27 protein-coding genes, 3 pseudogenes and 1 riboswitch are annotated in these 25397 nt (G+C 41.7%); of the genes and pseudogenes, 22 read left to right on the plus strand and 8 right to left on the minus strand.

All coding sequences use genetic code 11. The annotated features are described in order from the left end of the window. Positions 1–184 precede the first annotated feature (184 nt). Positions 185–532 carry a transposase gene (locus AACW06_RS16535; protein ID WP_192075932.1) on the minus strand — a complete coding sequence of 116 codons (348 nt, stop codon included), beginning with the start codon at positions 530–532 and terminating at the stop codon, positions 185–187. After that, positions 516–935, minus strand: coding sequence for a helix-turn-helix domain-containing protein (locus AACW06_RS16540; RefSeq protein WP_192075911.1), 420 nt, complete (start codon positions 933–935; stop codon positions 516–518). The genes AACW06_RS16535 and AACW06_RS16540 overlap by 17 nt, the downstream gene beginning before the upstream one ends. A 104-nt stretch (positions 936–1039) precedes the next feature. Between AACW06_RS16540 and AACW06_RS16545 the strand changes: the two are divergent. From AACW06_RS16545 to thiH, 15 genes and pseudogenes are all read left to right on the plus strand, one after another. Further along, positions 1040–1339, plus strand: a pseudogene (locus AACW06_RS16545) (transposase); the annotation flags it as partial. A 209-nt stretch (positions 1340–1548) separates the two neighbouring features. Continuing rightward, the gene (locus AACW06_RS16550) at positions 1549–2241 is read left to right on the plus strand and encodes a FadR/GntR family transcriptional regulator (protein WP_192075912.1); all 693 of its coding nucleotides are present in this window, start codon (positions 1549–1551) and stop codon (positions 2239–2241) included. Between the two features lie 29 nt (positions 2242–2270). Beyond that, on the plus strand, positions 2271–3239 hold the full coding sequence (locus tag AACW06_RS16555) for a C4-dicarboxylate TRAP transporter substrate-binding protein (RefSeq protein WP_192075913.1): 969 nt from the start codon (positions 2271–2273) through the stop codon (positions 3237–3239). Between the two features lie 22 nt (positions 3240–3261). Next, positions 3262–3912 carry a TRAP transporter small permease gene (locus AACW06_RS16560; protein ID WP_192075914.1) on the plus strand — a complete coding sequence of 217 codons (651 nt, stop codon included), beginning with the start codon at positions 3262–3264 and terminating at the stop codon, positions 3910–3912. Continuing rightward, entirely contained in the window at positions 3905–5218 is a 1314-nt protein-coding gene (locus tag AACW06_RS16565; protein WP_202884093.1) for a TRAP transporter large permease, read from the plus strand. Before AACW06_RS16560 ends, AACW06_RS16565 begins: the two co-directional genes overlap by 8 nt. Before the next feature lie 60 nt (positions 5219–5278). Next, positions 5279–6493 carry a D-mannonate dehydratase ManD gene (manD, locus tag AACW06_RS16570; protein ID WP_192075915.1) on the plus strand — a complete coding sequence of 405 codons (1215 nt, stop codon included), beginning with the start codon at positions 5279–5281 and terminating at the stop codon, positions 6491–6493. A gap of 171 nt (positions 6494–6664) precedes the next feature. Then, positions 6665–6937, plus strand: a pseudogene (locus AACW06_RS16575) (helix-turn-helix domain-containing protein); the annotation flags it as partial. 100 nt (positions 6938–7037) lie between these two features. Next, positions 7038–7304 carry a DUF6444 domain-containing protein gene (locus AACW06_RS16580; protein ID WP_238336734.1) on the plus strand — a complete coding sequence of 89 codons (267 nt, stop codon included), beginning with the start codon at positions 7038–7040 and terminating at the stop codon, positions 7302–7304. Positions 7305–7601: 297 nt separating this feature from the next. Then, a complete protein-coding gene (gene crcB, locus AACW06_RS16585) occupies positions 7602–7985 on the plus strand; it encodes a fluoride efflux transporter CrcB (protein ID WP_192075916.1) in 384 nt (127 codons plus the stop codon). Between the two features lie 49 nt (positions 7986–8034). Then, a riboswitch (TPP riboswitch) is annotated at positions 8035–8133 on the plus strand. Positions 8134–8243: 110 nt separating this feature from the next. Beyond that, positions 8244–10193, plus strand: coding sequence for a phosphomethylpyrimidine synthase ThiC (gene thiC, locus AACW06_RS16590; RefSeq protein WP_192075917.1), 1950 nt, complete (start codon positions 8244–8246; stop codon positions 10191–10193). Between the two features lie 2 nt (positions 10194–10195). Next, positions 10196–11434 carry a thiamine phosphate synthase gene (thiE, locus tag AACW06_RS16595; protein WP_192075918.1) on the plus strand — a complete coding sequence of 413 codons (1239 nt, stop codon included), beginning with the start codon at positions 10196–10198 and terminating at the stop codon, positions 11432–11434. After that, entirely contained in the window at positions 11424–12212 is a 789-nt protein-coding gene (locus tag AACW06_RS16600) for a HesA/MoeB/ThiF family protein (RefSeq protein WP_192075919.1), read from the plus strand. The genes thiE and AACW06_RS16600 overlap by 11 nt, the downstream gene beginning before the upstream one ends. Further along, entirely contained in the window at positions 12200–12409 is a 210-nt protein-coding gene (gene thiS / locus AACW06_RS16605) for a sulfur carrier protein ThiS (RefSeq protein ID WP_192075920.1), read from the plus strand. The genes AACW06_RS16600 and thiS overlap by 13 nt, the downstream gene beginning before the upstream one ends. Continuing rightward, positions 12410–13174, plus strand: a complete 765-nt coding sequence (locus tag AACW06_RS16610) for a thiazole synthase (protein WP_192075921.1) — start codon at positions 12410–12412, stop codon at positions 13172–13174. Between the two features lie 2 nt (positions 13175–13176). Next, the gene (gene thiH, locus AACW06_RS16615) at positions 13177–14289 is read left to right on the plus strand and encodes a 2-iminoacetate synthase ThiH (RefSeq protein ID WP_192075922.1); all 1113 of its coding nucleotides are present in this window, start codon (positions 13177–13179) and stop codon (positions 14287–14289) included. Between the two features lie 138 nt (positions 14290–14427). Here thiH and AACW06_RS16620 read toward each other — a convergent pair whose 3' ends face one another. Together AACW06_RS16620 and AACW06_RS16625 are read right to left on the minus strand one after the other, a co-directional pair. Next, positions 14428–16218, minus strand: a complete 1791-nt coding sequence (locus AACW06_RS16620) for an aminopeptidase P family protein (protein WP_192075923.1) — start codon at positions 16216–16218, stop codon at positions 14428–14430. Positions 16219–16336: 118 nt separating this feature from the next. Next, positions 16337–17278, minus strand: coding sequence for a LysR family transcriptional regulator (locus AACW06_RS16625; protein WP_192075924.1), 942 nt, complete (start codon positions 17276–17278; stop codon positions 16337–16339). Between the two features lie 115 nt (positions 17279–17393). Between AACW06_RS16625 and AACW06_RS16630 the strand changes: the two genes are divergently transcribed. Both AACW06_RS16630 and tsrA read left to right on the plus strand, forming a co-directional pair. Then, entirely contained in the window at positions 17394–18596 is a 1203-nt protein-coding gene (locus AACW06_RS16630; protein ID WP_192075925.1) for a Bcr/CflA family efflux MFS transporter, read from the plus strand. A gap of 88 nt (positions 18597–18684) precedes the next feature. Then, positions 18685–18966, plus strand: a complete 282-nt coding sequence (gene tsrA / locus AACW06_RS16635; protein ID WP_192075926.1) for an H-NS-like global regulator TsrA — start codon at positions 18685–18687, stop codon at positions 18964–18966. Between the two features lie 64 nt (positions 18967–19030). On the opposite strand, the gene asnC is transcribed toward tsrA, so the two are convergent. Further along, entirely contained in the window at positions 19031–19495 is a 465-nt protein-coding gene (gene asnC / locus AACW06_RS16640; protein ID WP_053309781.1) for a transcriptional regulator AsnC, read from the minus strand. A 155-nt stretch (positions 19496–19650) separates the two neighbouring features. On the opposite strand from asnC, the gene AACW06_RS16645 reads away from it, so the two are divergent. After that, positions 19651–20430 carry a class I SAM-dependent methyltransferase gene (locus AACW06_RS16645; protein ID WP_192075927.1) on the plus strand — a complete coding sequence of 260 codons (780 nt, stop codon included), beginning with the start codon at positions 19651–19653 and terminating at the stop codon, positions 20428–20430. A 71-nt stretch (positions 20431–20501) separates the two neighbouring features. Here the strand turns inward: AACW06_RS16645 and AACW06_RS16650 are convergent, their stop codons facing one another. Both AACW06_RS16650 and AACW06_RS16655 read right to left on the minus strand, forming a co-directional pair. Beyond that, positions 20502–21383, minus strand: a complete 882-nt coding sequence (locus AACW06_RS16650) for a carboxylate/amino acid/amine transporter (protein WP_192075928.1) — start codon at positions 21381–21383, stop codon at positions 20502–20504. A gap of 56 nt (positions 21384–21439) precedes the next feature. After that, entirely contained in the window at positions 21440–21865 is a 426-nt protein-coding gene (locus tag AACW06_RS16655) for a universal stress protein (protein ID WP_053309778.1), read from the minus strand. Positions 21866–22019: 154 nt separating this feature from the next. Between AACW06_RS16655 and ftnA the strand changes: the two genes are divergently transcribed. The 4 genes from ftnA to AACW06_RS16675 all read left to right on the plus strand — a co-directional run bounded on the left by ftnA (position 22020) and on the right by AACW06_RS16675 (position 25242). Further along, entirely contained in the window at positions 22020–22547 is a 528-nt protein-coding gene (gene ftnA / locus AACW06_RS16660) for a non-heme ferritin (protein WP_053309777.1), read from the plus strand. A gap of 72 nt (positions 22548–22619) precedes the next feature. Continuing rightward, the gene (gene uspB / locus AACW06_RS16665) at positions 22620–22943 is read left to right on the plus strand and encodes a universal stress protein UspB (protein ID WP_192075929.1); all 324 of its coding nucleotides are present in this window, start codon (positions 22620–22622) and stop codon (positions 22941–22943) included. A gap of 142 nt (positions 22944–23085) precedes the next feature. Next, positions 23086–23913, plus strand: coding sequence for an HDOD domain-containing protein (locus AACW06_RS16670; RefSeq protein ID WP_192075930.1), 828 nt, complete (start codon positions 23086–23088; stop codon positions 23911–23913). A gap of 141 nt (positions 23914–24054) precedes the next feature. Further along, the gene (locus tag AACW06_RS16675) at positions 24055–25242 is read left to right on the plus strand and encodes an NAD(P)/FAD-dependent oxidoreductase (RefSeq protein WP_192075931.1); all 1188 of its coding nucleotides are present in this window, start codon (positions 24055–24057) and stop codon (positions 25240–25242) included. 44 nt (positions 25243–25286) lie between these two features. Here AACW06_RS16675 and AACW06_RS16680 read toward each other — a convergent pair. Further along, a pseudogene (locus AACW06_RS16680) lies at positions 25287–25397 on the minus strand (IS982 family transposase); the annotation flags it as partial.

A 25397-nucleotide genomic window follows, 5' to 3' on the forward strand; every position in this document is an offset into this window, starting at 1 on the left:
GACATGGCAAAATAAGTCTACTAGTTTATGCATAGCTGGTTCCTTTGCGATTGTTCTCTCTTGGTCGAAAGATCTGATCGCAGAACCAGCTTTTAGTTCCCTTCTTTTTTATCCCGAGTTCAGGTTACTTATCTAAAAATTCCGCCTTGTTCTCAAGCCTTTTTCCTGCGCTATTTCTGATCACTTATTTACTGTGATTGGTATAACTTTGATGCAAACTGGCTTGATCCATGATGACGACAGCATGTTTGTCTGTGGGTGTTGATTGAGAAATGAGCCTGAGTTGCTCTTTCATTGCTTCCATATTGCTCATCGGAACAACAATAGCTTCAGTTTTTCCGGTATTCACGCACACTGCGCCAAATAGGTACGCATACTCAAATTGCTGTTGTTGTACCGCTCTGGGGCGAGTCCCTTTTTCTGCCCATATTCGGGGGGTTGTGTTGCGCTGGCCAAATCTGGATTCATCTTGAAACCAGATTTGAACATCTTTTAAAGCAACATATCCTGGGATCTTAAGGATCGTTTCTATTGGGAAAAGCTTCTTGCGCTTCTACAGATTGCTTTGGGTGCTTTGAACGCGTTGTTATCCAAACTAAATCAAGCTTTCTCAATATTTTATAGATACCTGATAAGCTGTACGATAGGCCAAATTCCTTATGTATGAATTCAATAATATCTGTTCCCTGTAGTCTTCCACCTTCAGGCTTAATCGCATTGGAAGTTATGTACAGCTTTAACTGAAATAGCTGGTCTTCAGTCAGTTGTGGAGGACGGCCTGTATGCTGCTTTTCTACCAAGCCTTCAACACCGTTCTTCAAAGAAGTCGCCACCCAGTTATTGACACTGGTACGACTGATTTTTAAATATTTGGCGATCTGAGTGCGGCTTTTTCCATCTACGAAATGAAATATAGCAAGAAGTCTCGTACGCATCCTAGCATCAGATGTTTCACGAATAAGTTTTGGGAAGGCAGGGGGGCGTCATATTAACTCCTATTGAAGCTGACATTAGATCATAAAATTAGTGTGATTGGTATGACCACCTTAAGGAGGTGAACGTATTTATCGCTGATAAAGGCTATGACAGCGACGCTTTAAGAGCATATGTTGACTCTAAAGGTGGTGAAAGCATTATACCGAAGCGAAATTATGGACAAGATATCGACAAAGAAAGTATAGATTGGTGTCTCTACAAGTATCGACATTTGGTTGAGAATGCTTTCACGAGGATTAAACACTTCCGAGCAATATCAACGAGATATGATAAGTTAGCAATAAATTATGCCAGTATGGTATCACTGGCGTTTACTATAATGTGGCTGCCGATGTATTGCTGAGTAAAATGTGTACAGCAAAGATCAACAGACCTTAGGGTATGTTGTTCTCATAAAGCTTATTTCTAACAAATCAGAGATTATGAGCAGTATCTAATATATAGTTAAAGATAAATTGGTCTGGTCAATATAATTTATTGTACTGAGATCTTGATCGTAGCTGTGCGTGCAAAATTAATTTACATTAACCAAATAGAATGAGGACAAACAAGATGAGCAGTGAATCTAAGCGGTTGTACATCAAAATCGCCAATGGGATTGTAGATCAAGTGTCGAATGGCGAACTCAAAGTCGGTGAATGCATACTTCCAGAAAGGAAATTAGCAGAACAACTTGGGGTTAGCCGTAGCGTAATTCGGGAAGCGATGGTCTATTTAGAGATGCTAGGAATTGCTGATATCAGAAAGGGTGCAGGCGTTTTTATTGTTCGTAAAGAACCACTGATGAGCGTAGGTAAACCACCGGAAGCAACCCCGTTTGAAATTTTAGATGCACGGTTACTCATAGAGCCTGAAATTGCAAAGAGAGCAGCAGTAAATGGTGGTGAAGAACTTGTTGAAGAGTTATCACGTTGCGTGCGAATGATGGAATCATCTATGTATTTTTCGCAAGAAAAACTTAGACAGCAAACGTCGGTAGATGCAGATAGACAATTCCATAAAGCCATTAATAATGCCTGCAATAGCCCTATTCTTATTAAATTCTATCGAGAACTAATGTCGCAACATATGGAAGGTGATATGTGGATGAGAATGGACCAATTGGCCGATGAGCCAGCGGCAAGAGGAAAGTGGGTCAATGACCACAAAATAATTTATGAGGCAATAAAAACAGGTGATGCCGAACAAGCGTACTCACGTATGCGAGAGCATATCCTAAACGTAATAAGTGAAATCACAGAGTGAGAATTCACCCCTAAAAATAAGGTAATACTATGAATATCAAAACGAAACTATGTGTACCACTGTTAATAGCTGCAATGCCATTTTCTGTGGCTGCTAAAGATTATACTTTGAAGATATCTATGTCTGTGGGCGAGAAAGATCCCATGTTTGCGGGAAGTCAATTCTTTAAAGAAGCGGTGGAAAAACGCACAGAAGGCCATCTTAAAATCGAAGTATATCCTAGTGGTCAATTAGGTTCGATGGAAGATATTCAAGAGCAAGCGATGTTCGGAGAGAATGTTGCTGCGATAACGGACAGTGGCCGATTGAGCGTCTTTTCCAAAGAGATCGGTGTTATTGGGGTAGCGTATGCGGCCAAAAACTATGAAGAGATGAAGAAAATAGTTGAAACCGATCTGTTTAAGAAATGGGAAAAACAATTGGAAAAAGAAGGCTTGCATATCTTGTCATTCAATTGGTTCCAAGGTAGTCGCAGTTTCATGACAAACAAAGAAGTTAATACACCGGAAGATTTAAAGGGATTACTAATTAGGACGCCAGGTTCTGCAGTATGGTCTGAGTCAGTGAAGGCACTGGGTGCTACCCCTACAGCTCTTCCATGGGCAGAAACTTATCCCGCGATGCAACAGGGCACCGTAGATGGTTTTGAAGCTCAGCTTCCAGCTACGATTGCGGCGAGTCTACAGGAGACCGTTAAATATGTTGCAGAGACAGAACATTTTCAACTAATGACCGCACTTGTGACAAGCGAAGAGTGGTTCAACAATTTGCCAGAAGAATACCAAACAATTCTCAGCGAAGAAGCGGTAAATGCAGGGGCTTATGCGTCTGATTTAACGAATAGTCAGATAGCCGAATATAAAAGAATCATGCAAGAAGATTACAATGTTAAGTTCGTTCCTGTAGATAAAACGCCTTTTATAAAGAATGCACAGACGGTATTCAAAAAACTAGGATACGAGTCTGAATATAAACAAATTCAAGACGCTCTTAAATAGAAATATAAGAAGGCTAGATAATATGAAGTTTTTCAAACTGGTAAATGGAAAAATATTAAAGTGGGAAGAGAATATTGCTTGCATTTGTCTTTTTTTAATTGTTTTTCTAGTCTTCTTTGCGGCTCTGTTGCGTGTTGTCGGCATCCCCCAGTCATGGATGAATGATTTAAGTAAGCTATTGTTTGGCTGGGTTGTTTTCTTAGGAAGCGATTTAGCATTGAATAATGGCAGGCACATTGGCGTTGAATTTTTTGAAGAAATGTTGCCTAACGTATATAGGAAGTGGATAGCTAAGTTATGGTCTGTAGCTATTATCGCTTTCCTCTCCTTTATTTCATATTTTGGTTGGTTTTTAACAGAGCGAAGCCGAAGAGAGTTTGACTCATTAAAGCTTAGCGAAAGTAATATTTTTATACTGTTTGGTGTGCTGGTTGTTTTTGCCCTGTTATTTGATTACATACAAGCGAAATCAAAAAGCAAGGTCACATATATGAGTCTAGCGATTATCGCCATAGTGTCACTATTGATCGCTTATATGACGGTTGATTTTGATACGACGATTAAACCAATCAGTTATTCGTATTTGATTGCTTCCGTACCCATTGGATGTTTATTAATGATCCGCACCGAGTTGTTCTGCATGTTTAAGAATAAAGGAGAGCCCCATGAGTGAAATATTTTTATTTCTAGCCTCACCAATGGGCGTGTTACTGATTAGTTTTGTTGTGTTTTTGGTGCTAAGAATGCCATTAGCGTTCGCCATTTCAATAGCGAGTGTGTTGTTCTTTATAGTGGATGGTCGTTCTTCCTTCATTATACCTGTTCAAAAAATGGTTCTTGCGTCGCAAAATCCGGCTTTATTAGCGGTTCCTTTCTTTGTGTTCGCTGGCAACTTGATGAATGCTGCGGGTATAACTCAAAGGCTCATTGCTTTTTGTTCTACAATTACGGCGCATATGGCGGGTGGATTAGCGCACGTAACTGTGCTACTTAGTGCTATCATGGGCGGAGTGTCTGGTTCGGCTGTTGCGGATGTGGCCATGCAATCCAAAATTCTTGGCCCTGCGATGCTTGAGAAAAAATACTCTAAAGGTTTTGTCGCAGCATCAATAGGACTTAGTGGGCTAATTACTGCCACTATTCCACCAAGTATTGGGTTGATACTTTATGGATTCGTTGGTGAAGTCTCCATCGGGCGTCTGTTTTTGGCGGGTATTGTTCCGGGTATCTTAATGACCTTCTTTTTAATGGTGGCAGTCAGTATAATCGCTAATAAAAGAGGATATAAACGAGAACAAGAATTTAGGTCACCGACGTCAAAAGTAATAAAAACATTCAGACAGTGTTTTTGGGCAATACTTTTTCCAGTGTTATTGATAGTAACCATTCGGTTTGGTATTTTCACACCGTCTGAAGCTGGTTCGTTTGCTGTCTTTTATGCACTCTGTATTGGATTATTCGTATATAAAGAGCTTACTTGGAAAAAAATTGTAGATGTATTAAAGCAGACGGTTGTAGATAATGCAGTAATAATGCTTATTATTTCATTCTCAGGTGTTTTTGGTTTTATTGTTGTGGATAATCAAATACCTCAATCTATGTCTAAGGAAATATTAAGTATCACCACTAATAAATATTTCTTACTCGTTGTTATTCTGCTGTTTTTGGCAATGGTTGGTATGTTTATGGAAGCGACTGTAAATGTTCTGCTATTAACACCAATATTTCTACCAATTGTGCAAGGAGTGGGTGTTGACCCTGTTCATTTTGGTATATTAATGATGACTATCGTCACTCTAGGTGGAATGACGCCACCGGTAGGTGTTGCCATGTTTACAGCGTGTTCTATATTAGACTGTCCCACGAAAGATTATATAAAGGAATCAATACCTTTTTTAATAGCAATATTCATTCTTCTAGTTGTGCTGGTAATATTTCCAGATTTGGTGTTATTTCTTCCTAACTACATATACAACTAATTAATTGTAATCCCATTGCCAACGAATAGTTGGTAATGAAAATATATTTGAGGATTAATAATGAAAATTATTAAGGCTGACGTATTCGTCACGTGTCCAGATCGTAACTTTGTTACTTTAAAAATCACTACAGATGATGGAGTGACAGGTATTGGCGACGCGACACTAAATGGTCGAGAACTTTCTGTCGCATCATATTTAAGAGACCACCTATGTCCGCAGTTAATTGGTGCTAACCCAGCCAGAATCGAAGATATTTGGCAAACTTTTTACAAAGGTGCTTATTGGCGTAGAGGGCCGGTAACGATGACGGCTATCGCGGCTATCGATATGGCGCTTTGGGACATAAAAGGCAAGGTTGCAGGATTACCTGTCTATGATTTGCTTGGTGGGGCTTCTCGAGAAGGAGTGATGGTTTACTGTCATGCGACGGGACACAGCGTTGACGAGCTGATTGATGATTACGCAAAGCACAAGGAAATGGGGTTCAAAGCCATTCGCGTTCAATCCAAGGTTCCTGGTATTGATAGCAGTTACGGAATCAGTAAGAACCAAGGCGAGGCCTATGAACCTGCATCCAAAGGTATTTTTCCTAACGTGGAATCATGGTCTACAGAAAAGTATTTAGATTTTGCACCAAAAATGTTTGATGCGATTCGAAATTCGTTTGGGTTTGACGAGCATATTTTACACGATGTTCACCATAGATTGACGCCTATTGAAGCTGGACGTTTAGGCAAAAGCATTGAAGATTATCGGTTGTTCTGGATGGAAGATCCAACACCGGCCGAAAACCAAGAAGCATTTAGGCTGATTCGCCAGCACACAACCACCCCGATTGCTGTCGGAGAAGTATTTAATAGCATATGGGACTGCAAGCAGTTAATAGAAGAGCAATTGATTGATTATATTCGCTGTACGGTAACGCACGCTGGCGGGATAACACATATGAGGCGAATTGCCGATTTCGCTTCAATGTATCAAGTTCGTACGGGTTCTCATGGGCCATCCGATATTTCCCCTATTGGTATGGCGGCTGGATTGCACTTGGATATGTGGGTGCCTAACTTCGGTGTTCAAGAATTTATGGGGTATTCCGAGAAAATGTTGTCTGTCTTCAAGCCAAATTGGACGTTCGATAATGGATACATGCACCCAAGTTCTAAACCAGGTCTAGGAATCGAATTTGATGAGAAAGAAGCCGCTAAGTATGCCTATCAACCCGCAAACTTGCCTATTGCAAGGCTAGCAGATGGAACACTTTGGAACTGGTAATTCGCAGGCCATGTTTTCAAACTTATTAACTAACTTGAACTCGGGATAAAAGTAGAAGTGAACTAAAAGCTGGTTCTGCGATCAGCTCTTTCGACTAAGAGAGAATAATCGCAAGGAACCAGCTATACCTGTAATCATTGAAGATGCTTGATTCCTCATAAAATCAGGATCATGCTATGCACCATAAAAATAATACTGACTCCTCAACAGAAACAACAACTCGGAGAGATGCACGATTCAACTCGTGATGGTCGAGTGCGTGACCGCATCAAAGCGGTTTTACTTGAGTCTGAAGGTTGGAGTCAGGCGATGATTTCTCAAGCTCTTCGCATTCACGAATCAACCGTAGCTCGTCATCTCAGTGATTATGTTCTCTCTGAAAAACTTAAGCCTGAAAATGGTGGTAGCCAAAGCCGACTTTCTGTTGGGCAAACCATGAAACTGTAAGCGTTCACCAGCGGACCATTGACAATAAAGTGTGAGTTAACGCAATTGATCCAACATTCCTAATTGAGTGTTCATTTCTAGCCGTCATGCTTAACGCATGAAAAAGAAAAAATCTAAATTCTCATCTTCGCCGCCCGAGGCCTCAGATATCAATGAAGCAAATGCGCTGGTTGTTGAGCTCTGGGAGCTGTTGCGCCACTATGAGGACAAGCTCAAAACTAGCAGCGCTAATTCATCCAAATCACCATCATCCGATGGGCCTAAAGAGCGGGCTGAAAGAAAAAAGCTCAAAGCTCTAGTGGTCGCAATCCGAGAGGAGCTAAACAGGGTCACTCAGGGCACAAACGACAACTCTCAGAATTAAAACCATCTGATACCTCTGATACCGTTGTTGAATGTTATCCAGAGAGTACCTGTTCTTGTTGTGGCGATACGAGCCTTAAGATGAGTGATAAACCTTTTTATCGCCATCAGGTTCATGTTGTTCTTGACTGTATGTGGTTTTTCTTGCACTTCATCCGATTTCATTTACATAAGTGACGTATGTAACTTTTAAAAAGTACTTGGTGATTTGTACTCTGTATAACCACTTTTTATATTTGTAGGTCGATTTCTCCTCTTTAGCGGTTAGAATAGCGACTGTAGTTCTAAGGAGATTATTATGGGTCAATTGTCTATATTAGGCTTTATCGCATTGGGTGGGGCGTTTGGTGCTTGCTCTCGTTATTTAATCTCCGAGTTGTGTGTAGTTCTTCTCGGGCGAGGTTTTCCTTATGGCACACTAGTGGTAAACGTTGTCGGCTCATTTATTATGGGGTTATTGATCGCGGCATTTGAGAGTGAGTTACTTGCTACTGAACCGTGGCGACAAATTATTGGTTTAGGATTTTTAGGAGCGCTAACGACATTTTCCACTTTCTCTATGGATAACGTTCTTTTAATGCAGCAAGGCGCTTTCTTTAAAATGGGCCTTAACATTCTATTGAATGTCGTTTTGAGTATTTCTGTTGCTTGGATTGGCTTTCAATTGTTGAACAAAAGTTAACTGAATTGATGTTTCACCTTGGTTAATTAATCTGCTTTCTTTATAATGATTTCACTTGTCGGAGTGCCATAAGGCTGAGACCGTATTTTCGGGATCCGTTGAACCTGATCAGGCTAATACCTGCGAAGGGAACAAGAGAAGATAATCTTGCTAGTGATCTATCTAGTTATATCATCCTCAGATCAAAATTTTATTTTGATCGACTCTTGTGTATCAATCCGCCAAGCATTTATCCCTAAAACAATGAAGGAAAATGCTATGTCGAGTCGCAAACAAGCGAGACTAGAAGCCAAACAATTTATCGACACTCTATCTGTCGAGCCTTACCCTAATTCAACCAAAGTCTATATCGATGGTTCACGCGCTGATATTCGTGTCCCAATGAGAGAAATTAGACTTGCTGATAGCTTAGTTGGAGGGACTAAAGCAGACCCTGTTTATCAGCCCAATGACCCTGTGTGTGTTTATGATACATCGGGTGTCTATACTGACCCATCCCACACCATCGATTTATACCAAGGTCTTCCGAAGCTAAGAGAGCGCTGGATAGCAGAGAGAGAAGATACCGAGTTGCTTCAAGGCGTTAGTTCTGTTTATGCAAAACAACGTTTAACTGACGAAACGTTAGACCAATTACGTTATGGTAATTTACCTTCTGTTCGTCGTGCAAAGCACGGCAGACGAGTCACTCAGTTGCATTACGCACGACAAGGTATTATTACTCCTGAAATGGAATACATCGCTATTCGCGAAAATATGGGGCGGCAAAAGTTTGCTGATGAACAACTTAACCAACAGCATCCAGGTCAGAGCTTTGGTGCTAACCTTCCACGAGAAATAACGCCTGAATTTGTCCGCCAAGAAGTGGCTCAGGGGCGTGCAATTATCCCAGCTAATATTAATCACCCAGAATCAGAGCCGATGATTATTGGCCGTAACTTTTTAGTAAAAGTAAATGCTAATATAGGTAACTCATCGGTTTCTTCTTCTATTGAAGAAGAGGTGGAAAAATTAGTGTGGACGACTCGCTGGGGTGGCGATACGGTGATGGATCTTTCTACGGGGAGAAATATCCATGAGACACGAGAATGGATTTTACGCAATAGTCCGGTACCAATTGGCACCGTTCCTATGTATCAAGCTCTTGAGAAAGTAAATGGTGTCGCTGAGGATCTGACATGGGAAGTGATGCGCGATACGCTTATTGAACAAGCAGAGCAGGGGGTTGATTACTTTACTATCCATGCTGGGTTGTTATTGCGCTATGTTCCTATGACGGCCAAACGTGTCACTGGTATTGTTTCTCGTGGAGGTTCAATCATTGCGAAGTGGTGCTTGGCTCATCATACCGAAAGCTTTCTTTACACGAATTTCCGAGAAATTTGCGAAATCTGTTCAAAGTATGACGTCGCATTATCTTTAGGTGATGGACTTCGCCCTGGCTCAATTGCCGATGCAAATGATGAAGCACAATTTGCTGAGCTTCGAACCTTAGGTGAGCTGACCAAAATTGCTTGGGAACATGATGTTCAAGTCATCATTGAGGGGCCTGGTCATATTCCAATGCATATGATTAAGGAAAATATGGATGAGCAGCTTAAGCACTGCCACGAAGCTCCATTCTATACTCTAGGCCCACTTACAACGGATATTGCACCAGGTTACGATCACATCACTTCCGGTATTGGGGCGGCAATGATTGGTTGGTACGGCTGCGCGATGCTCTGCTATGTCACGCCTAAAGAGCATTTAGGTTTGCCAAATAAAGAAGATGTAAAAACCGGCTTAATTACTTATAAATTAGCCGCGCATGCTGCTGATCTTGCTAAGGGCCATCCTGGCGCTCAAATTCGTGATAATGCTTTATCAAAAGCCCGTTTCGAATTTCGTTGGGAGGACCAATTTAACCTTGCGCTAGATCCTGTTACAGCTCGTGCTTTCCATGATGAAACCTTACCTCAGGAATCAGGAAAAGTAGCGCATTTTTGCTCAATGTGTGGCCCAAAATTCTGTTCGATGAAGATCTCTCAAGAAGTGCGAGAATATGCTAAAGATAGTGAGCAAGTTGCTGCTGATGCAAAGATTTCTGTGAAATTATTGGATGATCCTTTAGAAGGTATGCGAAAAAAATCGCACGAGTTTAAGGCGGCAGGTTCCGAACTATATCATCCAGCGGTGAATAAGCAGACTGTGTGCAGTGAGGAGTAGCTATGACTCTGTTATTAATTCCTCGGCAAGATATTGCTTTAACCGGAGATATCCAACGCATTTTGCTGCTGGCTCAGCAGCAAGGCTTTGATATTAAAGATATAACATTAGGTGTGAGCCCAACAACGTGCTGCCAACTTGATGAGTGGACTATTGATAGTGACTGTTTGATGTCGTCACAAGATGTTTCTGTTTCTGGCTGTAATTTGTTCTTTCAGTATCAATCAGCGATTCCTTCTTCATGCTATGCAGTAAAGAATGTCATTCAACTTGCTCTTGGATCACTGGGTCCTCTTGAGTCGAAAGACCAATGGTACAAAGACCAAGAGCTGTGTTCTCTGCATTACTCTCGCTCATTAGAGTTATCTAATTCTGGTATTACTCATTTCGCTTGGGTTTTAGCCTTGCTGTCTCTTGATTTCCCACTTGAAGATGCTTTGGTACTGGCTCGTGCTGCAATGAATGTTTCACGTGAAACATGGCCCACAGAAATTAGCTATTTCCCAAAGCCGACTATTAAACAAGGTTTCCTTGCGACCAATGATGATCTAGCTTTCCCGGTTATGCATAAAGACAACTTGGGGCTATATCCCGTTGTCGATAGTGTCGATTGGATTGAGTGCTTGCTTAAAATGGGTGTAAAAATCATTCAACTGCGAATGAAAAACATAGAGCATCCAGACCTTGAACTAAATATCATCAAGGCTATCAAGCTTGGCCAAAGATATGGTGCTCAAGTTTTTATTAATGATCATTGGCAACTTGCGATTAAACACCAAGCTTTTGGTGTCCATTTAGGGCAGGAAGATATTGAAATAGCTGACCTTGAGCAAATTGCAAAAGCTGGACTTTGCTTAGGTCTTTCTACTCATGGTTACTATGAGCTTCTACGAGTTGCTCAACTTAAGCCAAGTTACATCGCTTTAGGTCATATATTTCCAACGACAACCAAACAAATGCCATCTAAACCACAAGGATTAGTCAGACTTAAACTCTACCAACAGTTAATAGATGATTTGGCTAATTTCACAGAGGGAAATTCCATACCAACGGTAGCTATTGGTGGGATTGATCTTAATAACGCAGCGCAAGTTTGGCAATGTGGCGTATCAAGTCTGGCTGTGGTTCGAGCGGTAACTGAGGCGAGAAACACTAGAGTAGCTATCCAAAGTTTCAATTCCATTATGCAACTTTCTGAGTTGAATTTGCGTGCTGAGATAAGGGGGCCCCATGCTTTCTGATGCCCAGTTTCTTCGTTACCGGAGGCAACTTTCGCTTACTCAAATTGGTGAACATGGCCAACATACTTTGTTAACCAGTAAAGTGCTTATTATTGGGGGTGGTGGTTTGGGCTCGGCGGCTGTTTTATATTTAGCGGCAGCGGGTATTGGACAATTTGTGATTGTTGATGATGATATTTTAGAAAGTAGCAATTTACATCGCCAAGTGATCTACCGAGAAAATCAAATTGGTAAATCAAAAGTAAGAGCTATGGCTGAACAGATAGCAGCTATCAACAAGGATTGTCGAGTTAGGCCAATAACAAAGCGTATTTTTGATAAACAGTTACAACTAGAAATTTTACTCGCGGATGTGGTTTTAGACTGTACTGATAATATTGAAAGTCGTCATATCATTAATCAAGTATGCCGCAAAGCAAATAAGCCTTTGATCACTGGGGCGGCGATTGGTTGGCAAGGGCAAATAATTACGTTTGATCACTTACCACCATCTCCCTGTTATCGATGTTTGGTTCCAGATGACGAGCTACCAGCAACACAGCGTTGTGACGAACTTGGTGTCATTGGTCCTGTGGTTGGAGTGATAGGAGCGCTTCAAGCGCTTCAAACAATCAAGCTTCTAACAAAACAGCCTGATTACCAAGCTAATCAAATGACAGTGTTTGATGGCCAAACCTTTCAATTTCAAACATTCAACGTCCCTAAAGATTTGCATTGTGATGTTTGTTGTTTGCCAGTAGCAGATAACATAGGTGAGGAACAAAAATGTCCGATATAACGATAACGATCAATAATCAACCGCATCAAGTCAGTCATGGTTCAAGCCTATTGGATATTGTTACTTTGCTGGCCATATCGACCTCTGGAAGTGTTTTTGCCATTGGACCAAATGTCATTCCACGTAGGGAATGGGCTACTACCTTGCTCTGTGATGGAGACACAATTTCACTGTTTCAAGCTATTGCAGGAGGCTAAATGTTAACAATAGCTGGTAGAGAGTTTAGCTCTCGTTTGTTTACTGGAACTGGTAAGTTTGCCAATCGTGATGTAATGGCGCGAGCGCTTGCTCAATCAGGTTCACAAATGGCAACTATGGCTTTAAAGCGTGTTGATTTGAACGATACGAATGATGATATTTTAGCGCCACTTATCGAATCTAATATCCATTTGTTACCTAATACTTCAGGCGCAAAAAGTGCTAAGGATGCAGTTTTTGCTGCCCACTTAGCTCGTGAGGCATTAGCAACCAACTGGTTAAAATTAGAAATTCACCCCGATCCTAAGTACTTAATGCCTGATCCAATTGAGACATTAAAAGCAGCAGCGCAACTAGTAAAAGAGGGGTTCACTGTTCTACCGTATTGCCATGCTGACCCTGTGTTGTGTAAGAGATTAGAAGAGGTAGGGTGTGCTGCTGTGATGCCTTTGGGGGCTCCAATCGGTTCGAATAAAGGCTTAGTTTCAAAAGATTTCTTGGAAATTATTATTGACCAAGCCAAAGTCCCTGTCATTATCGATGCTGGCATTGGTGCGCCTTCACATGCGTCACGTGCTATGGAAATGGGGGCTGATGCAGTGCTGGTTAACACCGCAATAGCAACTGCACGTGACCCTATTAGCATGGCAATGGCTTTTAAAATGGCGATAGAATCAGGACGAATGGCCTATGAATCAGGCTTAGCAACTCAATCTTGGCATGCGGTTGCCTCCAGCCCTTTTACCGCTTTTCTGGATGAGTAGTCATGAGTTTTTTGGAACGTTTTAAGCAGTTAGATTGGGATGATATTAGTTTATCGATCCGAACTAAAACGGCACGAGATGTAGAGCGGACTCTAGCAAAAGATAAGCTTAATTTGGAAGACTTTAAAGCTCTGATTTCTCCAGCGGCTGAACCTTATATAGAGCAAATGGCGCAGAATTCTTATTCATTAACACGTCAACGATTTGGTAATACGATCTCGTTTTATATCCCACTTTATTTATCTAACCTGTGTGCCAATGCTTGTACCTATTGTGGCTTTTCAATGGAAAACCGAATCAAACGGTGTACTTTGAATAGGCAAGAGGTAGAAGGTGAAATTGCAGCCATCAAAAAGATGAAGTTTGATAGTGTGTTATTGGTAACGGGTGAGCATGAAACTAAAGTCGGGGTAGAGTATTTTCGTCAGATACTACCTGTGATCAAAAGTGAGTTTAGTTATGTAGCGATGGAGGTTCAACCGCTTCAGCAAGTACATTATGAGGAGCTTAAAACACTTGGCCTTGATGCGGTGATGGTCTACCAAGAAACGTATCATCCTTCCACTTATGCTTCACACCATTTAAGAGGTAATAAGATGGATTTCAATTTCCGACTTGAGACACCAGATCGACTGGCTAGGGCTGGAATAGACAAAATAGGTATCGGCGCGTTAATTGGCTTAGAAGATTGGAGAACTGATTGTTTTTATGTTGCTGCTCATCTGGATTACTTAGAAAAAACCTATTGGCAAACCCGCTATTCCATTTCTTTTCCGCGTTTGCGTCCATGTGAAGGTTCATTACAGCCTAAATCTGAAATGTCTGATAAGCAGTTGGTCCAGTTGATTTGTGCATTTAGATTATTCAATTCGCAAGTTGAACTCTCTCTATCTACTCGAGAATCAGCTCATTTTCGAGATAGTGTCATTCCTCTGGGAATTACCAGTATTTCTGCTGCATCAAAGACTCAACCTGGAGGTTATGCGATGAAAGATGTTGAGTTAGAACAATTTACAATTAGCGATGATCGTACTGCACATGAAGTCGAATTCGCTGTAAAAAATCATGGTTTGCAAGCTGTGTGGAAGGATTGGCATAGTGTCTATTCGGGGTAATGTTTCACGTGAAACATCAGAGTAGATACTCGTTATATTCGGTAAATATCTATATCACAATTTAGAAGGCGACCAGAGCTGGTCGCCTTTTTAATGGATAAAACATATTGAGTTGAACATGTGACAGAAATTTAAATATCAATCATGTTTAATTGCAGAGGTTGCTTGGCGTAACCATTCTTTAGTTTCACCTTCCACCAATGGGCTAACTTGTTGCCATACTTTTTGGTGATAATCGTTCAACCATGCTAGCTCTGGGCGAGTTAGCATATCAACATTAATTGCACGCTTGTCTATTGGACAACGAGTTAATGATTCAAACCCTAACACGCTGAAATCACCTTTGGTTTCCACTTCGACAACTAATTCCAGGTTCTCAATTCGAATGCCAAAGGCGTCTGCTCGATAATAACCAGGTTCATTTGAAAGCACCATACCCGGGAGCAATGCGACATTGTTAAACACTTTACTAATGCGTTGTGGGCCTTCATGTACACTGAGGAAGTGACCGACACCATGACCAGTACCATGATCATAATCATAACCATTAGCCCACAAATGTTGACGAGCAAGTACATCTAGCTGATGGCCACATGTACCTTTAGGGAAGCGAGCTCGTGCTAGCGCGATGTGCCCTTTTAATACCAACGTGAATTGCTGAATCATCTCATCACTAGGTTGACCAATGGCGATAGTACGTGTGATATCCGTTGTGCCATCAGTATATTGACCACCAGAATCGACAAGGTAGAGAGAGTTTAAAGCGAGTTGCCCTGGAGTCGCTTGGTTGATGTGGTTGTAGTGACACATCGCTGCATTGCTACCAGCGGCGGAAATAGTATCGAAACTAAGGTCTGCTAATGAAGCGTCTTCTTCTCGAAATGCTTGTAAACGATCAGAGAGAAAACCTTCGTCATGGAGTCTTTGATTGGCGACTTCGTTATCTAGCCATGCGAGAAACTTAGCCATCGCAGCGCCATCGCGTACGTGGCAAGCTTTCATCCCTGCAACTTCGGTGGCGTTCTTGGCCGCTTTAGGCAATAAACATGGGTCAGCGTCATCAATTATCTCAACTCCTGAATTTTGTAGAACTAGCGTAAACCAAGCGTTGCTGGTTGCTGAGTCTACAATAACTTTCTGATCACTCAATATACGAAGTTGCGCTTCTAGTTGATCAGGATGGTGGACTCGAACATCTGCGCCTACATGCTGGGTAAATTCGCTTGGAATACGTGATGGATCAAGAAAAAAATCGACACTAGCGTCAACATGAATAATGGCGTGAGAAAGCAGAACTGGTAAACGTGATACATCGAGACCACGAATGTTCAATAGCCAGCAAATCGAATCTAATTCGGTGAGTATTGCCGCATCGGCTTTCTTTTTCATGAGTTGTTGCGCAATCAAGCTACGTTTACTTTGACTATTTTGACCAACAAACTCATCACTCATAAGGCGTACAGGTGAAACTAAGGCCTCGGGACGATCCGTCCATAACTGATCGACAGGGTTGGTTGATGTCGCTACCAGTTGTAGCTCACCATCCAATTTTCTTTGTGCAGCTTTAAGCCAATTCGCACGATGCATGCGTGGGTCAAAACCAACCTTGCTACCTGTAGCAAGTGTTTCTTGTAGCCAATCGAGAAAGGGCTCTTCAATCAAGTGTCGATATTCAAATGTGCTTTCCGGCACTTGTTTGCGAACTTGAACGGTATAGCGACCATCAACAAAAATAGCGGCTTTATCTTGGGTGATCACGGCAGCACCCGCTGAACCAGTAAAGCCAGTTATCCAATGTAAACGTTCATTATGTTGTGGTACATACTCCCCAAGATATTCATCTTCATGAGGAATAATGACAGCATCAAGCCCTTGTTGTGTTAACCAGCCACGTAAAGCTGAAACACGTTCTGCGATCGAATTATGCATCTGTGTTATATCCTTTTTATAACAGTCCGTTGTATGAATCTCAGTACATCATTACTGAGTGGACGAGTGCAAATAAGCTACTCTTTTTATCTGACTCGCGCAAATTTCAAAATAATAATTATCTAAGGTGTAAGGTTTTGGTTTGGATCATCTGCCTTAACCAGCTTAATGCGGGGTCATTTTCTCTGTCTCTGTGCCAAAAAAGCGTATAAGCCATGGGTGGGAACTCCATGGGTAAGGGAAGAACAACCAGATCCATTTGTTGCGCGACTAGATGGGTAAAATGACTTGGCGCTGTGAAAATGAAATCAGTATAGGTACACAAACTGGCGGCGCTGTTGAAGTCTGGAACCGTAATTGCGATATCACGCTCTTTGCCAATATCTGCCAGACGGTAATCGAGCAGCCAGCGGTCATTACCATCACATCGTACTTGTACATGACGCAGCGCAAGGTAGCTTTCTAGCGTCCAATTCTTACGTAAAGCAGGGTGATCTTTTCTCACCACACACATTTGGTTGTCTCGGTAAATCTCTTGCTCGCAGATGTCACTGGGGGGCAGCATAGTTAGCTTGGCATCATTAATATCGATATCTTTGCCAGTGATACCTAAGTCGATTTCTCCTAGCTGTAGTTTTTTGAATGTTTGATCATCCCAAGAATGGGTATTGATATTTAAATTAGGTCCTTGGTTAAAAATTACTGGTAAAAAGTGTGGCAGAATCAGTGGATAAACACTTTCTACTGCAGCTATTTGAAAACGATATTCACTGGTTTGAGGCGAAAATTCCTGCGGCTGAGTAATGATTTCAAGCTGATTAATTAAGATATCTAACTTGGGTTTCAAGAATAAAGCTTGAGGCGTTGCCTTTAGACCATGAGAGTTGCGAATAAATAGCGGATCATCGAATTGTTGACGCAGTTTGGCCAGTGATTTGCTCACGGCTGACTGACTCAAACAGAGACGATGTGCAGCGCGTGTGACACTCAGCTCTTCTAACAGAACGGTTAAACAAACCAGTAAATTGAGATCGATGCGAGATAGCTTCTCAATATTCATCTGTTTTTCCAATTAGGAATAATTAGGATGATTATATGCCATTTCTGCTCATATCATCATTGCGTTACTATGTATTAGTTCTCAAAGTTGTTCTTTCTTTATATTGGAGTGTTTCGTGAAACAAATAACATCTGGTGCAAGCAGTAAGCGCCAGCTGACATTACTGGTTTTGTTGGTATTGTTCAGCCCTTTGGCGATTGATATTTATCTGCCTGCTTTACCGTTAATTTCACAAACATTTCACGTGGAACACGCTTATGCACAAGATACGATCACTTGGTTTCTATTCGCCATGGGTATCGGGCAATTATTTGCGGGCCCCTTGGCGGATAAACTCGGTCGTCGAACTGTTGCATTGGGAGGTATCAGTATCTATGCATTGAGTGCTTGCTTGGCGTGGGCAGCTCAAAGTATTGAGTGGATGCTGATGGCTCGGCTGCTACAAGGCTTCGGTGCTTGTGCAACATCGGTGGCAGCCTTTGCAACAGTTCGCGATATTTTTGGACCAGAACGCAGTGGTAAAATGATCAGCTACTTAAATGGGGCGATCTGTTTCATTCCTGCATTGGCACCAATTCTTGGAAGTTGGTTGACTCAACAGTTCGGCTGGCGCAGTAATTTTAGCTTTATGGCTGGTTTTGCTGTGGTTGTTGGCTCAATGATGCTGATAGGCATGAAAGAAACCAATCCTGAAACGACAGAGAAGCAAGCATTCTTTAAGCTTTCGCGTTACTGGTCGGTATTGAAAACACCTTCTTTCCTATTCCATGCCTCTTTATGTATGTTAGCCATGGCGGTTATTCTTGCTTACGTAACCTCTGCTCCTGTGGTGTTGATGGAGGGCTACGGTTTAACCATGAACGAGTTCACTTTTTGGTTTGGAATGAATGCCATCATCAATATTGTTGCATGTTTAACAGCACCTCAATTTATGGATAAATTTGGTACTCATAAAACGTTAGTGGTTGGCATTAGTATATTACTGATCGCCGGAACAATAATGCTTGTACTGGCACAGCAACAAACTGCCTTCGCCTTTATGTTACCTATCTTTATTTCGTCTATTGGATTTGCCTGGATTTTGGGAGCGGCAGCAGGAAAAGCGCTAGCTCCATTTGGCGACAAAGCAGGAACCGCGGCTGCATTGCTTGGACTATTTCAAATGAGTGGGGCTGGGTTATTAGTAGGCTCGCTACAGCGAGCTGGGTTTGAACCTCAGGTGTTAATTGCGTTTCATATGTGGATAATCGCTCCAGCACTATTGATTCTGTTGTCAAAAGCAGGGCGATACTGGCATCAAATAGCGGTGCAGCAATAAAATCGGTTTATGCTATTCTATAATCGTTTTAACGAGTGTATATTTGGGCACTTAATTATTTCAATTGCACTTTGGAAGCGAAACAACAATGTCAATGACAACCTATAAAATGGCTCGTATTTGGGAACAGCTCGATGAGTCGCCAGAAAAGGTCATGTTCGGTAAATTGCTTAATGAATTAGGCAACCAAAGTAGTGAGCGTATTCGCAGCGCCGCAAAACAAGTACCACTACCAGTTCTACGTGATTTAGTGTTCCAGTTTCAACGCGTGATAGAATCTCGTAAAGGTGAGCAAGTGGAAATCATGGCAAAAGAATTGGCAAAACAAGGTATTTCAGCAGAAGAACTTCTAAATTACCTGAATAAATAACTAATCTATAAAGTAGATATTGTGGCCCGAGAATATATTCTCGGGCTTTTTATTTATGCGCAAATTATGGATTCACGTTACGGTTAATTGGGTTTTGCAATGAAATAAGTGTTTCAGTTGATTGTACTTCATCAATCGCTTGTAATTTATCGATAAGGACAAACTGTAATTCTTCAATAGAACGACACATCAACTTAACAAAGATGTTGTAAGCGCCAGTGGTGTAATAAGCTTCTACCACCTCGTCTAATGCATTCAGTTTTTCTAAAGCTGAGTGATAGTCTCGCGCTGCATTTAAATTAATGCCAATGAAGCAACAGACGTCATAGCCTAGTTTTTTGGTATTCACGACAACTTCTGTGCCTTGAATAATATCGGCTGACTTCATTTTTTCGATACGCACATGGATAGTTGCAGGGCTAACATTGAACTGTTTCGCCATCTCGGCATAAGGCGTACGTGCATCTTCCATTAAAATTTTTAAAATCGCTCGGTCGAGATCATCAAGCTTCGCGGCTGTGGCATGCATGGCAAAAGTCCTTATAGTGATACAGCAATTTGAGTCTACCACTCACCATGGTTTCTCGTAAGTCATGGTCTGAGATTAGTTATTAGCTTTAGTCACATCCAGCAAAATTAGTTAAACTCAGGTTTCTGATTATTATCTCTGTTTTTGGAGTCAACTTGCAGCTACAACTGATTTGCGAAGCACCTACACAGCAGCCACGTTTGGATGACTTAGCTCATCGCTGGGGGCTTGAACATAGTCAAACGAGTCAATTTGCGTTGGTGTTAACCGAGTATCGACTTGAGCTACGTAAGTTGGATGAGCCTAAGTTAGGGGCCATTTATGTCGACTTAGTCAGTGGCGCGGTGGCGCATCGTCGTAAGTTTGGCGGGGGGAAAGGTCAATCCATCGCAAAAGCGGCTGGGCTGAATAAAGGTGTCACTCCTAATATTTTGGATGGAACTGCAGGGTTAGGGCGTGATGCGTTTGTACTGGCTTCCTTGGGCTGTAAAGTACAAATGGTTGAACGCCATCCCGTGGTTGCTGCATTGCTCGATGATGGCTTAGAAAGAGCAAAGCTTGATCCTGAGATTGGATCTTGGGTTGGAGAAAGAATGACTTTGCTTCATGCTTCAAGTCATGATGCCCTTGATAAGTTGGCGCAAGATCCTCGTTTTGAAAAGCCAGATGTTGTCTATCTTGATCCAATGTATCCTCATCCGGAAAACAAAAAGCAAACGGCATTAGTTAAAAAAGAGATGCGGGTTTTTCAGTCATTGGTAGGCGCAGATCTCGATGCCGATGCTTTATTAGCACCCGCGTTGAGTTTGGCGAGCAAGCGGGTTGTGGTTAAGCGTCCAGATTATGCTAATTGGTTAGATAATCAAAAGCCGAGTATGGCAATCGAAACGAAAAAGAACCGATTTGATGTCTATGTTAAAGCGGCAATGTGTTAGTAAAAAGATTGCTTAATAATGAAAAACAGCGCCTACATTTTCGTGGGCGCTGTCATTTTATATGGCATCACTTAATTGGTCGTTTTACTTTGGGCCATGACTTTGCGTTTAACCCATGTTTCATTGACCCATAAGGAAAGTAAGACAATCGAGCCACCAATACCAAGGCGCATCAGGTCAACATCTCGGTTCCAAATCATAATATTCACTACCAAGCCCGCAGGAACTAGAGCATTGTTCATGATCGCAAGTGCGCCGGCATTAACCAGACAAGCGCCTTTGTTCCAAGCAAAATAACCAAGCCCAGACGCGATTAACCCCAAGTAAACCAAAATGCCCCATTGTAGCGATGTGGTTGGCAACTTATCACTGTTACCAAACAACAAAAAAGCAATACTTGCCACCACTAATGCACCTAAATAGAAATAACCAAACACGGTATGCTGCGACAGCGTGACTTGCTGTTTTTCCATCATGTATTTGTATGCGACTTGACCGATGGCAAAACACAGGTTGGCACCTTGTACCACAAAGAAGCCCGTTAAGAAGTTATCATTTATCCCGGCAAATTTGATAAATACTGCGCCTACAACGGCAATGGCAGCTGTCACTAAATACCAGGGAGAAAAATGTCCTTTGAGTAAATCGTAAATCAGCGTGACATAAATAGGCGTAAAAACGGTAAATAACAGTACTTCTGGTACTGATAGCAGTAAAAAGGACTGATAATAGAAGCAATACATCAGTCCAAGCTGAATTCCGCCAATTACCATCAGTTTTAGGATCAATCGAATGGGGATAGATTTAAATTTAATAAATGGCAGGAATAAAAGGCTTGCTAGTGCCACTCGCATCCAAACCGAGAACCAAGAGTCAACCTGACCAGCTAGGTAAACGCCAATCAGGCTAAAAGAAAATGCCCAAAGTAGGGTAACTGCAGATAAATAGGTCATGATACATAACGATGATTAATTAATGCTCTGCAGTCTAACTGAGTTTTAGCTTGCCGTCAGTCGTGAAGTGGCACGACCAACATATCTACTGGTGAGCAGTTAATTAACTGACGAGTAGACGACAGTAATTTACTCCAAAAATCTTGGTGGTGACCGCAAACAACCAAATCAATGCTAAATTCATTGATCGTTTCGCACAGTTCATTACTTAAATCACCGCTGCCGACTAAGGTATGTCTAATTGGGTACTGTGCGTAATTTGCCAAAGCTTGCAGTTGTTTTTGAGATGATTCCATCGATTGGTGCTGAGTTTCTGCTAAATTGATATCGATAAGTCCGGTATATAATTCGGCATAATTGACATCAATGTGGATAAAAGAAATCTCGGCTTCAAGGGGTTTTGCTAATGCTACGGCTTTATCTATCAATAGTTTGCTGTCTTCTGAAAGATCAATTGCAACTAAAATATGTTGATAACTCATAGTGCTATCTCCTGATGGGTTTTATATAAAGATTAGCATCGAGGTTGAGAGTTTTTTGTCGCAGTGATCTCATATCCATATACCGAGTACAAAGTGTTATGGTGGAGTTCATGGTATAGTTAATTCAAATCATAAGAGAAATTAGGAGTCGTCAATGCTGTCACAAGCTATGGTTGAACAATTGAATGAGCAAATTAATCTCGAATTTTTTTCATCCAATCTATACTTACAAATGAGTGCTTGGTGTGAAGACAAAGGATTTGAAGGTGCAGCAGAGTTTTTACGCGTTCACGCTGTAGAAGAAATGCAACACATGCAACGTCTCTTCACGTATGTGAGTGAGACAGGAGCACTGCCTATCCTTGGAGCGATCGCAGCGCCGAAACATGATTTTGCAAGCCTCGGAGAGGTATTTAGCGAAACTTATGAACATGAGCAGATGATTACTCAACAGATTAACAAACTGGCTCATTCGGCATTTACATCTCAAGATTACTCAACATTTAACTTCCTTCAGTGGTACGTGTCTGAACAGCACGAAGAAGAGAAGTTGTTTAAAGGGATTTTAGATAAGCTAGAGTTGGTTGGTGATGATGGAAAAGCACTGTTCTTCATCGACAAAGACCTAGCGGCAATGGCAAAAGCAGGCTCATCTTCTGTAATGGATGCCCAAGCTGTGTAATTTCAGCAAAAAGACTTAGAAGCGGTCGTCTTTTTCTTCGGGTTCTCCATACAAAGGTGTAGGGAGGAAAAGATGATCACTGGAGATACAATTTTATTAGCGTTGATGCTTGTAACAGGGATAAACCTTGCTCGTTATTTTACAGCACTGCGTTCTCTTATTTATATCATGCGTGAAGCTCATCCGTTGCTTTACCAGCAAGTAGATGGAGGCGGCTTTTTTACCACGCATGGTAATGTCACTAAACAGGTTCGTCTTTTCCATTATATAAAAAGTAAAGACTATCACCATCATCATGATCCAATCTTTACAGGCAAATGTGATCGAGTAAGGGAACTCTTTATTCTGTCTATTTCATTATTAGCGGTAACTACCTTTGTTGCTTGTATCGTTTAGTTATTAGGGTAAAAGGAGCGAAATTGCTCCTTTACTTTATCGTGCCTAATTCAAATGCTGTGCAGCTAAATTTATTCGTCATTGTTTAGCATTATAAAAGCACTCCAACTATCCTTTAAACGATGATAAAAGGATGGATTCAATGGAAGAACAAGCCTTATTTTGTCGTTTAAACGAGTTACCTCGTCTACGACAAATATTGCAAGAACTGCTTGAGATGGTTAACCAAAATGACGTTGAGTTTGGTGAACTGACACGTAAGATTTCAATGGAACAAGTATTAAGTGCGCGGCTACTGCGCTTGGCTAATTCTGCGCATTTTGGTGGAAGCCGTACCGTGGCATCGATCAACGATGCGGTGATTCGAGTTGGCAGTGGTTCAGTACGAACCATGGTTATCGCCTCAGTATTATCCAGTGCCTTTCCTAAAATTAATACGCTCGATTTAACTCAATATTGGGCCGACACGTTTGAGATTGCGCTTATCACCAGTAAGTTGGGTTCTGCAACAAAATTAGATGCAAACAGCACTTTCACCATTGGGATATTACACAATATAGGCTTGTTGATGATCCACTCTTTGGTGCCTAAAGAAGCACTAAAAATACGTGAGTGTGTTGAATCGGGAGAAGATGAAATCGAAGCACAGCGCCATATTATCCATACTGACGCAAATGTGCTTGGTGCTAAGTTAGCCAAGGCGTGGAAGTTTCCTGATGAAATGGTCGATGCTATTGCCTTTTCAGCTCAACCAGACAAAGCATTGTTGTCACCAAAATTAGCTCGTGTACTGCATTTTGCTCGAGATATTCATTACCAATGGGATATTCTCACTGAAAAAGAAAAACTTACCTTCTTGGCTGAGCATTCTGATTCTCGCATTTTATCTATATCAGCGAGCTTTGCAGAAACGGTGGATAGCGTGCGAGGCCGGGGTCGAGATCTCGCGGAGCAATTGATGAAATGTTAAGCGGTGGTTTGTTGATCTTGTCTTCATTCAATTAGGCGCTAGAATAGCCACAATGTTTAAGGATGTACGCTCACGCAGTACATCCTTTTTGTTTGTTGTTGAGTACGTAAAGCGTACTTGATTAAAGAGTAGGTAGTAAGCATGAGTCACCAGTTCGACGTGGTCATCATTGGCGCAGGGGCCGCAGGATTAATGTGTGCCGCACAAGCAGGTATGCGTGGCAGAAATGTTTTAGTGATTGATCATGCTAAAAAGCCGGGCCGAAAAATTCTTATTTCCGGTGGCGGGCGCTGTAATTTTACCAATTATGATGTCTCGGCAAGTAACTACTTATGTCGTAATCCACACTTTGTTAAATCTGCTTTGTCGCAGTACACCAATTGGGATTTTATCTCAATGGTGAGCAAGTACGATATTGCCTTTGAAGAGCGCGATCACGGGCAACTGTTTTGTCTCGATTCAGCTAAAGATATCGTTAATATGCTGCTAGCGGAATGCGATATGTCCAATGTTAAGCAGCGTTACCAAACGGATGTTCAGTCTATCGAAAAAACGCAAGACGGTTTTTGTCTGCAAGTTAGTGGGGATACGATTGAGTGTCAATCGCTAGTGGTAGCGACTGGGGGATTATCGATGCCAAAACTCGGCGCCACTCCTTTTGGTTATAAAATAGCTGAGCAGTTTGGCTTGCCTATTGTTTCAACCACTGCTGGTTTGGTGCCGTTTACTCTACACAAACAAGACAAAGAAGATTTTACTGAGCTTTCTGGTATCGCCATTCCAACGCAAATTACAGCAGAAGACGGCACTGTATTTAAAGAAGCGCTGCTGTTTACTCATCGTGGTTTATCTGGACCGGCGGTGTTGCAAATCTCTTCTTACTGGAAAGCTGGGCAAAAGGTTACGATTAACTTAGTGCCGGAAATAGATGTGCATGAGCTATTGGTTCAATCTCGTGAGCAGCATCCTAATTTAAGCTTGAAAAACACCTTAGCCAAAGCACTGCCAAAGCGTTTAGTTGAAGTGTTAATTGAGCGTAAAGAGCTAGAAGATAAACCACTAAAGCAGCTTACCCCCAATCGGCTTCTTGCTATCACGCATTATTTGGAGAACTGGCAGATTTTACCGAATAGTACTGAAGGGTATCGAACGGCCGAAGTGACCTTGGGTGGGGTTGATACCGATTACCTCTCATCTAAAACGATGGAGTGTAAGTCTGTCGCTGGCCTATATTTTATTGGTGAAGTGATGGATGTGACGGGTTGGTTAGGTGGGTATAACTTCCAGTGGTGTTGGTCTAGCGGCTTTGTTGCTGGCTCATGGGTATAATAATGTGTAGAGACAATAAAGTTTGTATTTAACCTGAGATCGGTTTAAGCCATCGCCATTAATCCTGATTTTTCAGTGGTTGTTATGTTCAACGATGGCTTTTCTGGTTTTAGGCAGTACGCAATTAACCCACCAAGTAAGTTCAACATGAATCC

Origin of the sequence: Vibrio sp. S12_S33 (genome assembly GCF_963889785.1) — a bacterium.
GTDB classification, from domain to species: domain Bacteria; phylum Pseudomonadota; class Gammaproteobacteria; order Enterobacterales; family Vibrionaceae; genus Vibrio; species Vibrio aestuarianus.